This window comes from Aquaspirillum sp. (assembly GCF_055136605.1).
In genome coordinates this window covers 1-11,595 of the sequence record NZ_JBSQVP010000065.1, presented here as the reverse complement: position 1 = coordinate 11,595, position 11,595 = coordinate 1, and the positions used below count along the sequence as shown (strand labels likewise).

General features: G+C 47.4%; 11 protein-coding genes. 2 read left to right on the top strand and 9 right to left on the bottom strand.

Annotated elements, in window-relative coordinates; translation table 11 throughout:
* The 4 genes from ACTBZS_RS10250 to hybD form a co-directional block, all read right to left on the bottom strand.
* Window positions 1–605, bottom strand: a 605-nt coding sequence (locus tag ACTBZS_RS10250; protein WP_463044051.1) for a hydrogenase expression/formation C-terminal domain-containing protein, incomplete at its 3' end; no start/stop codon positions are given.
* Entirely contained in the window at window positions 602–1,042 is a 441-nt protein-coding gene (locus ACTBZS_RS10245) for a thioredoxin domain-containing protein (protein ID WP_463044050.1), read from the bottom strand. The genes ACTBZS_RS10250 and ACTBZS_RS10245, both read right to left, overlap by 4 nt.
* A 14-nt stretch (window positions 1,043–1,056) precedes the next feature.
* A complete protein-coding gene (locus tag ACTBZS_RS10240) occupies window positions 1,057–1,353 on the bottom strand; it encodes a HypC/HybG/HupF family hydrogenase formation chaperone (protein WP_460429854.1) in 297 nt (98 codons plus the stop codon).
* Between the two features lie 12 nt (window positions 1,354–1,365).
* Complete coding sequence (gene hybD, locus ACTBZS_RS10235) at window positions 1,366–1,974, bottom strand: HyaD/HybD family hydrogenase maturation endopeptidase (protein ID WP_463044049.1); 609 nt, start codon at window positions 1,972–1,974, stop codon at window positions 1,366–1,368.
* A 291-nt stretch (window positions 1,975–2,265) separates the two neighbouring features.
* On the opposite strand from hybD, the gene ACTBZS_RS10230 reads away from it, so the two are divergent.
* A complete protein-coding gene (locus tag ACTBZS_RS10230; protein ID WP_463044048.1) occupies window positions 2,266–2,625 on the top strand; it encodes a hypothetical protein in 360 nt (119 codons plus the stop codon).
* A 230-nt stretch (window positions 2,626–2,855) separates the two neighbouring features.
* Window positions 2,856–4,796 (top strand): methyl-accepting chemotaxis protein, encoded by a 1,941-nt coding sequence (locus tag ACTBZS_RS10225; RefSeq protein WP_463044047.1) that lies wholly within the window; start codon window positions 2,856–2,858, stop codon window positions 4,794–4,796.
* Here ACTBZS_RS10225 and ACTBZS_RS10220 read toward each other — a convergent pair.
* The 5 genes from ACTBZS_RS10220 to ACTBZS_RS10200 form a co-directional block, all read right to left on the bottom strand.
* Entirely contained in the window at window positions 4,785–6,389 is a 1,605-nt protein-coding gene (locus ACTBZS_RS10220) for an MASE1 domain-containing protein (protein ID WP_463044046.1), read from the bottom strand. The genes ACTBZS_RS10225 and ACTBZS_RS10220 overlap by 12 nt on opposite strands.
* Before the next feature lie 194 nt (window positions 6,390–6,583).
* Window positions 6,584–8,329 (bottom strand): methyl-accepting chemotaxis protein, encoded by a 1,746-nt coding sequence (locus ACTBZS_RS10215; protein ID WP_463044045.1) that lies wholly within the window; start codon window positions 8,327–8,329, stop codon window positions 6,584–6,586.
* A 163-nt stretch (window positions 8,330–8,492) separates the two neighbouring features.
* Complete coding sequence (locus ACTBZS_RS10210; RefSeq protein WP_463044044.1) at window positions 8,493–10,154, bottom strand: methyl-accepting chemotaxis protein; 1,662 nt, start codon at window positions 10,152–10,154, stop codon at window positions 8,493–8,495.
* A 94-nt stretch (window positions 10,155–10,248) separates the two neighbouring features.
* The gene (locus ACTBZS_RS10205; RefSeq protein ID WP_463044043.1) at window positions 10,249–10,731 is read right to left on the bottom strand and encodes a hypothetical protein; all 483 of its coding nucleotides are present in this window, start codon (window positions 10,729–10,731) and stop codon (window positions 10,249–10,251) included.
* Between the two features lie 123 nt (window positions 10,732–10,854).
* A complete protein-coding gene (locus ACTBZS_RS10200) occupies window positions 10,855–11,502 on the bottom strand; it encodes a flavin reductase family protein (RefSeq protein ID WP_463044042.1) in 648 nt (215 codons plus the stop codon).
* Window positions 11,503–11,595: the final 93 nt, after the last annotated feature.

The window sequence follows — 11,595 nt, the reverse complement described above, 5'->3', positions numbered from 1 at the left end:
ATGTCTTCTGGCGTCATTGGTAATAAACTCAAATTGATGACATGATCGTCTTCAGCTGAGCGATAGCTAACAACGCGTTGTGCCAATTCATGAATCACCGCTGGCGCATTCATCAAACAGGCTTCACCGATGGCAAGCGGAGTGAGGGTTGTGTTGGCAAAAGCAGCCGCTTGTTGCCAGACCGCACAGGGGATATCGTTGGCTTCTACCCAATCAGCAAGCAACTGCCCTGCGCTATCGTATTGCAACACCCGCCAGACGCCAGCGAATACCGATTCTTGAATACACAGTTCGTGGCCATTTAGGTATTTCACGCGGGCGCTGACCTCGCCTTCCCCTAATACCTGTGCCAATAAAGTACGGTTGGCAGCATCTAAATGGTCAACCGTCGCATAAGCTGTTGCTTTGCCGTCTGCCATCTGCTCGATCAGCGAGGCCAAAACAGCTTTTGCCGCCGACAGTTCAGTGGTTTCTTCTGCAGTCGGCAAATATGGCATGGCAAAGCTATCCACCTCACGCGGTAGCGCCATATAGTGCAAATCCTCTTCCACCGGCTGCGACCCCGGGCCGAGCGTGACCAGTGGGATACCTTGAAATTGCATCATGCTTGGCAGCTCCCGTGGTTGGCGCGGACGGCAATGCCGATACTGGGCGGACGTGACACGGGCGCCTGTGCTAAATAGGCCACCCGTTCTACCATTTCCGGCCAATCCAAAACACTGATTAATGCACCAACATAGCCCTCTGGCCGCAACCGCAGCAATGCCGGAAATTTCAATACACCATAGCGTTGGGCAATGCTGCGGCTGTCATTCGGGGTCGCCCAATAGATTGGCGCGTCGGGATGGCCTAAGTGTTTCCACACTTCGGGCAAAATCACTGCATAGTCAAAAACCTCTGGCACCTGTTTAGGGTCGGTGGTCAAAATCAGCCAGATACCCTGCACTTGTTCAGCCACGATTTGATCTAATGTGGTAGTGGTTAGGGCCTGATAACCTAAGCCCTGCCAGCGCGTGGCCATCGTGCTTTCATCTATTGCCATGCTGTTTATATTCCTTATTGTCGTTGTAAGTGTGGCGGGAGCTGTGGCTCGCGGTGGCATAAATCAGCAAACGCCTCATCTGGTAAGGCTTCACCGCGTAATAAGGCGGCTAAACCCGACAAGGCTTGTTGAATCTGTTGTGCTCGTTCTGGACTGATCACTTCCATCGCCGCGCCGGTAAAGACCAATACCCAATCTCCGACCTCAACTTGGCCAACAAGACTTAAATCAATTTGATGCTGGCTCTGGTCTTCGCGTTGACACAAGGCCAATCCCGCGTTCACCGCCACGACTTGCATTGGAATACCCATGCACATCTTGTTCTAACCCCGCTCTAATACCCGCGCATCACCCACCCGACAGGCTTGTTCTGCCGTGGGACGTTCTTGTTCATAGCGGTTTAATTCAAGGCTGGCATCGTTCAGGCGTGCCTGTGGTTGTGCACAGGGACGAATCTCGATACCCCAATTGCCTAAAATAGTCAGTGCTTGTGCTAAGGCCTGTGGTAACAAGGCCCGCACCGAAGGCGACAGGCTGCCACCGTAATCTTCCAAGATCTCTGGCTGCATCCCTAATAAGGTAATTTCTGCTGGTAAACTGCCTTTCAATTCGGCAAGTGCCAATACCTCAGAAAAACCGGTTTGATGCAAACTCATTTTTTTGGCAGTCAAATAAGCTGGGACGGCCTGATTATGGAAGACCTGTAAGGTGGCCGGCGGTAGGCCAAAATCAATCGCGTCTAAAATCAATAAACAGTCGGCTTCTTCGACGTATGGCAGCAATAACAAGCCTTGTGTGCCCCCATCAATGATGTCAACTTGGGCTGGCCATTCATAGTTGGCGTACAGTTGTTCTGCCAACCGCACCCCAAACCCCTCATCCGCCCACAATAAATTGCCCAAGCCCAAAACCACAATGCGTGGCGCTGCCATGCTCGCCCCTTCGTTTGTTACAGAGTCGCTTGGACAATCAAAACCTGTGCCAGCTGATTGGTTCGTTTAATCTGTTGTTTTATTGAGGTAATGTTATTTACATGGTGAAAAAATAGCAAAGTAAGTTTCCATTAAATGTAACGGCTGGAAAGTTAATTTGCGGTTTTGATTTAGTCAATTTTGCAAAATTTTTTGTCCATGATTTGTTATTGACAAATAGTGATGATTATTTCTACTATGCGTCTATTGAAAGCCACAAAATGAAAGCCACAAAACTGCAGGGGAAAGACCATGTCTGGATTATTTAATCGACTACCGCAGTTTCCTCCCTCGCCCTCGGGTATTGAGCGCGAAGTCTTACGGGCGATGCCCAAATTAACACTGGGTGGCAGTGCTGCTTTTCTATCGCCAGCGGTGTTGATGCGGTTGTGGTATGGCTGGTCATGGCCGCTGTCGGGTGAACAAGCGCTGATTTCGACTGATATTTTCTTGATTAGCCTGCTGATTTTGTATTGGACAGTGTTGTTTACCGTGGCCTTGGGTGCGTTTATTGTGTTGGTGATGAAAGGCCCCGGCTATGTTGCCGACCCCTATCCATTGCAAGATGCCGAACGTCCTAACCCTCATCTAAAATCCGTCTGGCCACGTTAACAATTAGTACAAATAAAAAACTATTTTAATAAAATAGGCTATCTGTTAAACAGATGGCCTATTTTTTATGCTCTCATTGCGGGTTATTTCTGATTCATGTCAAATAAGAAATGCAAAGTGTGCGATAGATTCCGCAAAACTGCGCAATATGCTGGTTTTTCGCATCAAATCGTAAACAATTTATGTTCTTATAAGTTGTTTTGGCTGGTTTCTGTTTGACAGGATTTAACATGACCCTACGCAAACGCTTTGCGCTGTATGTCTCGGCACTGATTTTATTAACCGTGTTCAGTGGCACGGTGTTGTTTTCTATGATTGAAACTCAACAAATTGAGCATGAGATTGCAGCGAAAGCCAAACAACAGCTTGACACGACTCGGCAAGTGCTGACCGTCACCGATGCTTTGGTCAGTGAACAGGTGAAAAGTGCCATGCGATTGTTGATTGAACGAGGTGAAGCACTCGGGCCGGCATCGCTTGGTGATAGCGTACCCATCAAAGATAAAACCGTTCCCAATTTGCTATTTGGTACACAGCCACAAGCGGCACATTATGCCTTGGTCGATGGCGTGACCAAAATTGCCGGTGGGACCGCCACATTGTTTGTGAAAAACGGTGATGAGTTCGTTCGTATTGCCACCAATGTTAAAAAAGACAACGAGCGTGCTATCGGGACGATTCTCGACCCAAAAGGCAAGGCGATTGCTGCCATTCGGCAAGGACAGGCCTTTTATGGTCTCGTTGATATTCTTGGTAACCCTTTCTTAACCGGCTATGAGCCGATTCGTGATAACCAAGGTCAGGTAATTGGGATTTGGTATGTCGGTTACAAAATCGACATGGCAGCCGTACAAGAAGTGGTGGATAAAAGCCGCTTGTTGAATACCGGCTTTATGGCGATTTTGGATTATCAAAGCAAGGTCAGATTTCGCTCTGGTCATGTCAGTGATGAGCAAGTCCAAACGTTGTTGAAAGAGAACACCGGTTGGGACATCTCGCGCTATCAGTTCGATAAGTGGGGATTTTCGGTGTTGGCTGCCTATCCTCGAGCCGAGGCGGTTGACATGGTGCGACAACGTGCGTTGATGATTACTTTGGCTGGGGTGGTTGCTTGTGTGGTGATTATCGGTTTGCTGATGGTGTTACTCAGTCGTTTGGTGTTAAAACCGCTGGGGGGTGAGCCCAGCCATGCCACAGCGACAGCCACCCGTATTGCTCACGGTGATTTAACACAACCGCTATCCGTTTCCGCTTCGACGACTGAAAATTTGCTGGCCGCAATGGCCACAATGCAACAAAAACTTGGCCATGTTTTTCAACAAATCACCCAGATGGCAGGGTCTTTATCCGGTGGTGCCAAAGAGGTTGCGACTGCAGCGCGTGAAATTGGCTCCGCATCCTATCATCAGGCCCAAGCGACGGCGGCCTCGGCTGCTTCGCTCGAACAGCTAAAAACCAGTATTAGCGAAGTATCGCAAACCGTTGGTCATACCGAAGAAAACTCACAGCAAACGGCGAAATTAGCAGAAGATGGTGAAAAGTTGGTGAGAGAAACGGCTGTTGAGATGGATTTAATCTCTCAAACCGTGAGCCAATCAACACAACAAATTCAAACTTTGTTCCAGCACTCACAAGACATTGGCGGAATTGCCAATGTGATTAAAGAGATTGCTGACCAAACCAATTTATTGGCCCTGAATGCGGCGATTGAAGCCGCTCGCGCTGGCGAACAAGGGCGTGGTTTTGCTGTGGTGGCGGATGAAGTGCGGAAATTGGCTGAGCGTACCGCATCGGCGACGACGGAAATTGGCCGAATGATTGAGACCATTCAATTCGAAACCCATTCTGCAGTTGAAGCGATGGCAGCAGTGAATCCGCAAGTGGAAAAAGGGTTGGCGCGGGCACAATCGGCCTCGGCGATGTTGGGCGAAATTCACCGCCAAGCTCTCGATTCGCTCAATAAGGTGCGCGATGTGGCGGTGATGACACGCGAACAAGTTAGCACAGCCACTGAAATTGCCAACCATGTTGGCTATATCGCCAGCATGGCCGAGCAAACCAACGCCTCGACGCAACATAATGCAGTGGCAGCAGAACAACTCGAATCCTTAGCCAATCAACTGCGGCAAGCCATCGCCTTTTTCCGTCTGCCGCACCATTTAATGTCTTGATGGCACCGAGGCGGCTGGTAGGTCAAAACTAAAACGGCAGCCGCCGGTGGGGGTGCTGTGGCAGCTGATATGTCCATCCACACTTTCGACAATCCGCCGCACAATGGCAAGTCCAATGCCAGTGCCGGTGGTGTGTGGATTCACTGTTTCAAATACGGCAAAAATTTTAGCGCGATAGGCCGGAGCAATGCCTTGGCCATTGTCTTCCACTCGAAAATATACCCGCTGCCCCGCCTGACGAGCTGACACCGTGATGAGTAACAGTTTGCCGGATGTTGGGTGGGCGTGTTGCAGTGCGTTGCTAATCAGTTCGTGAAACACCTCTTCCAATCGATTTTTATCAATTAACACCGGCGGTAAATGGTCAAATTCAAGACAGGCTTGTTTGGCTTGGCAAATACTGTGTAACCGCTGGCGCAGTTGTTCGAGTATCTGTTGTGTTTCTTGTGGCTGTGCTGGGGCAAGGGCTGTCCCTGCGGCAAGAAAGCGCTCAATATCATGCAATAACGCTCTTTGGCGCGTCGCGCCTTGCTCAATAAACTGCATCGGCAACAACAAATCAGCCTTGTTAATGTCGCTATGCGGTGGCATGTGCTCGATGGCATAAGCCAAAAGCTGGGCATACGAAATTTGGCGGCGCACAGGTTCTTGTAAATGATGTGCTGACACTTCGGCTAAGCGCTGTAGTTCAGCATTTTGCTGTCGAATCCGGCGCTCGGTTTGAATAGCATAGCGGGCAGATTGTTGCCGCTCATACAGCGCACTGGCTACTATCATTCCCGTCATGGTTAAGACGGCGATAAAAGCTTGTAGCTGTAATAAACTTTCGGTTTGGCTGTCACTGCTAAAAATACCGACACCGTGGGCAGTGCCAATCACGGCTGGAATCGAGATGGCTAAGGCAGCATTGAGTGCACCGAACAGATGAAAACGCAGCGCACCCCACATAATAAAAGGAAATAACACATAGGCAGCAGAACGGGTGCCGGCTGGAAAGGCAAACAGATTGCCGAATAAGATCCAAGCCGTAAAAACAGCACTGAGCGTCAGCGCAAAAAATTCGATGGCTTTTTCTTTTGATAAACCACGCAGATAGGCCAGCAAAGAAAATCCTAAGATACAGCTTGGAGCAATCAACAGCATACCGACCGCATCACCTAACCACCAAGTCAATACAATATCCCAATACAAATTCCATCCAGCTACTGCGCCATAACACAAACTCAAAGCACCCAATAAGGCCGCTGGCGCTGGGGCAAAGATGGCACAGGGCAATAGGCACAACACGGTGCGCAATGAATTGAATTGGCCATGATCTTTTTGAGGGCACAACACATGCAGCAACAAATAAGCCAAGGCATATTCAATAGTATTGCCGGTGGCGATGCCGAGTGAAATCCAAAATGGGGTGGGGGTGGTGAGCGTAACGAGGAAATTGGCAAGGGTGAGAACCGGCAGGATTTTCCAACCATACAACAACAAGGCAGCAACAGCGATGCCAGACGGCGGCCAGACAGCAGACACATTGCCGTGGACAAACGCCATTGCCAACCCTGCTTTGGCAGCAACGAAATAACTGATAAAAACAAGCACGGACAACAATGCATAAGAAAGCGTGTCGTCCGCTGCCCAAATTGAAGGAGATCCCGTGTCAGAAGCCATGACGATCCTTGTTCCACTGAACATTCTACACAAAGGCATAAAATAGCCATACTTTAGTGTAGTTGGATTTTTTATAACACGGGATTGTTCTCTGTTTTTGTGGTGCTGTCTATGCCGATGTGGGGTTAAGTTTGGAATTGCATAGATGAATGGTGCATATCATGCGCTAAGCCTCGCAAACGTCTTGCCGCTTGGGCAATTTGGTTAACCGCCGCATGTGTTTCTTCGCTCATTTGGGCAATATGTTCCACTTGGTGTGCCAGTTGATGGCTGACAGTGGATTGTTCGCGGAATGAATGATTGAGCTGTTGCACCGATTGCACGGTGTGGCTGGATTCTTTCGTTACCCCATCAATCACCTCTTTAGCGCTTTGTGCTAACTGACTACCAACATGTACCTGTGCTGATTGCGATTGCGTTAATTGATTGGCTTGGGCGGTGCAGTTGGTGACTTTTTGAATCATGTTTTGAATATCAAATGTCGCTGTGGCAGTGCGTTCGGCCAATTTCCGCACTTCATCCGCTACGACAGCAAACCCCCGCCCTTGTTCACCGGCCCGTGCTGCTTCAATCGCCGCGTTCAGCGCCAATAAATTGGTTTGGTCGGCAATGTCACGGATAATGCTGACCACAGAAGCAATCTGTGCTGACATGGCATCAAGCTGCGAGACAGTTTGATTCGATTCACTAGCCAAACTAGCAATTTTGTTGATCTCTTGATCTAAACGCAAAATCACTTCAATCGCTTGGTTAATTTGCTCGGTGGTGTGTACAGAACGCTCACTGACGCTATCCGTTTGTTCTGAAACATGCTCAATACTCGAACTCAGCTCTTCCATCGAAGCGGCCATGCTGGCGGCGGATTGCGACTGTTGTTGTGCCGCAGTACCGATTTGTTCGGTGACGGACGATAACTCATTGCTGGCGCTATCCACTTCTTGCGCCTTGTTTTGAATCAGATTGACGGTTTGCCGCAACGCATGTTGCATCTGATGGACGTGGTGTAACAGGCTGTCTTTCTTGGCGGCAATGGCAGGGGTGCGTAAATTACCGGCTGCAATTTGTTTGACCACCTCTAACACCGCTGCCGGTTCACCGCCCAATACATTCAGTAAGACGCGATAGCTATATAACAGACCCAAAGCCAAACCAATTAAATTGATGGCCAGCGCTGTCCATACCCACCACTCTGCGGTTTGTTTTGCTGCAACAGCTTGGTCAACCGCGCCTTGAGTGCGTTGGTCGAGCAAAACAAAAAACTCATCCACCGGCTTCATGATTTTGGCTTTTTCGCGGTGATAGGCCGCATCGTGCATCAGACGTTGTGCTAGCACTGGGTCGGGATCGGCGGTGCGAGTAAACCCCCCTTGGCCATCTTCAAATTTCCCCTTCATCGCATTCATGGCGATGGTTTCTGTTTTAACCAAGCCGTCAGAATTGGCTTTGGCTTCGTTCAGCTTGGCGAATTCTGCTTCAGAAAAACCGGCTTCCTTCATCAAATCCAGTAAGGGTACTTGCCGTCCGTTGGGGCGCGGTTGGGTTTCTCCGGCTGCGACAAAATCCCAATAAATCCGTTCATACGCTTGTGGCATCGGTTTCTCGCCATTCCGAATCGCCAAAATATCCCAGTATTGTTGTTCATAGCGGCTCTCGCCGGTCAACACATACGTTCGTGCTAAACGAGTGAGGTCATCCGAGCTTTGCCGCAGCATATCGGCCAACAAATAAGACTGATAGCGTTTGGCATTGGCATCGGCAAGGTCATCTGAGGCTGTCGAAAGCTTGGTGAGCGATAACAATGTCAACGATAACAAAAGTGATGAGAACACTATCAATGCCATAAAAATGGAACGTACTCGCACACCAGACATACCCCACTCCGTTTCTGAAAAAAATCGAGAATATGATTCTATGTTATGCGATTACATTTCATCAAACGTTAATTTATAATTTTGTTGTTTTCGACAAAAAACCCTATTCCCGCGACGGAAATAGGGTTGTATAAGTGTCTGTAAATAAAGGTGTTATGACTTTTTAGTTCGATCCGCGCAAATTAAATTGCTTGACCACGTCATCTAATTGTTGCGAAAGATGTTGTAAATGTTGCGCAGAGTCGGCGGTTTGGCCTACGGCGCTGCTGTTTTCCTCCGACATTTGCGCCACATGCTCAACATTACGCGACACATCCATACTGGCGGTGGTTTGTTCTTGCAAAGCGTGGGAAATATCATTTACAGCGTGGTGAATGCTGGCGGTGCTTTGCGTGATGGCATCAATCGCCTGTTGCGCTTTTTCAGCCAGCTCCACTCCACCTTGCATGTGGGTTTCCCCTTCTTGCATATCCTGTACCACAATTTCAATTTCGTTGCGGATGGCGCCAATCATTTCACCAATTTGTTGGGTAGATTGTGCGGTTCGTTCGGCTAATTTCCGAACTTCATCGGCCACTACGGCAAAGCCGCGCCCTTGTTCACCGGCGCGGGCGGCTTCAATCGCTGCATTCAGGGCCAATAAATTAGTCTGTTCCGCAATATCACGAATCACCGCGACAATACTGTCAATGGCCTGCGAACGCTCTCCCAGTTGGCGTGTCATCTGGGCCGAAGCGCGGACTTTATCCGCAATTTTTCGCATTTCTTCTGCGGTATGGCTGACAATGTTTTTGCCCGAGATCGATTGTTCATGAGCATGGTCAACATCGTTTTGTACCGCTTGGGTGCGATGTGAAACTTGGTCGATGCTGGTGGTCAATTCTTCGACAGCAGCAGCCATAGCACTGGCGGCTTCGCTTTGTTGCTGCGACGCATGACGGATATGACCGGCATTTTCGCGTAGCTGCATTGCGGCTGAGGTGACTTCTGAAGAGTTGCGATGAACTAATAAAAGTGTTTCGTTTAAGGCATCACGCATCTGGCGACAGGCGGCTAACAGCTGACCCACTTCATTATCACCACCGCGTGGCACCGAGATGTCGAGTTGTTTATTGGCAATCGCTTGGGCAATTTTGACCGTTTCGGCAAGCGGGCGTGTCACACTGCGGCCAATAATCCACGCCAAACCCAGACTACCCACCACACCCAACACAATTAACACTAAGTTAATCCATTTCTCCCGTTCCGTTTCGGCTTGATTGCTGAGGTAATCGCGTTCAGCCGTGTCTTTTTGATAGGCAATAAGCGCGCTCAGGGCCTCATTCATGCTCCGCCCTTGTGGGGTGAGTTCTTTCAGACGGAAGCGTTCAGCATCGCCTAATTGATCTGCACGAATCAAGGCGATATAGCGGTCGGCCATTTGATCGTATTGCCGCATGGCGGTGGCGGCAACTTCTGCTAATTTTTTTTCGTTATCGGTCAGATAAGTAGTCATATAGGCTTGCCATTGTTGATCGCGTTTGGCGCGTGTTGCAGCAATGGCATTGAAGTATTGATCGCGTTGAGCTGCGTTAGGAGGAATATCACCGAGTGAGGTGCTGGCAAACGTCCCTAACATCATTTGCATCCGGTTTTGGCTAATGGCGTTTTCGACTTCACCTAGCTGGATGATGGCAATAAGCCGATTGTCGTAGATGTCTTTGGCGCGGGTTAGGCTATCGTTAGAGGCAATAAAGGACTGTACACCAACAATTAACAGCACAACGATCATTGAAACAGTGAGAAGGAACAGCTGGACATGGATTTTGAGATGGCTTAATCGCATAACACACCTTGGCGATGGGAAAGAGGTTTGCACTAAAATAGTGCTTTTAGCGTGTCGGCATTTTAATATGGCATAAAATTTTGTCAATATTTTGCTATAAGTGGAGTTTTTGCAAAAAATTTCTTTTTTTATTTTGGGTTTGTTGTAAAGCCCAATTTTCTTTTGCATCTTCTAAATCTGCCTTGCGAATGCTATTGTATAATTGAACTTCGGGATCTTTACTTTCAATTGTTCCTGTAAAAATTTCTTTAGCATCCGCTTTAATCTCTATATCTGTATTGGTCAATAAAAATGTAAGTGCAGGAGGAGCCATAACTGCTTTTCCTATTCTAAGATAGAGGCTTGTATCCATCACTTCTACCCTAACCAGTTGCGGGTCTATTGTAGTCCCCTTCCATACCACTAAATCGGTATCTATTTTAGTAAGGGTATCAATCACATATTTACCATTTCTCTGAATATTTGCTTTAATTTGATGCTCCCCCAATCCTTTAATACGCATTGTAACTGTAAATCCGTCTTGTGCATAGGATAACACTGGCAAAAGAAAGATGATACCTATTAATAATTTTTTCATTCTACTGATTAAGATGATTTAGAGAAATAGTTTAACATGTTAAATATATGATTTTATGCTTATAAAAGATAAGCTAGTAAACGAAAGCAGCGACTATTAAAGCACTTAAATAAAATGGATTGACTATTTTTTGGTAGTAATTTTTTGAACCGGCACACCTGGCCTTGCATAATCATAGCGATCTACTAATTCAGTGGTATAATAGGCGTCTAAACCATTGCTACAAATAGAGCCTGCTTGGTCAAGTTCTAAAAAGCCGTCCGCAGTGGGTTGAAAGGATGGATCAATCAATACTTGTTCTAATTGACCAATCACTAAAAATGTGGCATTCAATGTAATAGGAACAATCTCTTTTAGGGAAAGTAAGTATTTGATAGCACTCTCCTTCACAAAGGGCGCAGGTATACCATCCAAGTATTCCTCGGTCAATCCTACTTCTGTAAACTCGTTAAACTTGTCTGGGTATTTAGCACTTGTTTGATGTGCTTTATCTAAAAATGAAGCATGGATATGGTTCACTGTATAAAAACCATTTGCTTTGATATTGGCTAGGGTATGTGGTGCTGCAGCAACCGGACGATTGATATAACCAATTAATGCAGGATCAGAACCAATATGCACCATGCTACTGAACATGCCTAAATTAGGCACACCCAGTTCATTGATAGTACCAATTAAACTGGCCGATTTAAAACCAGTTAAGCTATTGATAAAATTAGCTCTGTAAAATCTTTCCCAAGACTTCCATTCGGCAGGAGTGAATTGTTGCATAAAGAATTAACAAGTCAAGGGTTAAAAGGTTGAATCAAACTTTAAATTCATTCAAATGTTTTGACCTAAAAAAGGGAATGCATTACTTATAAG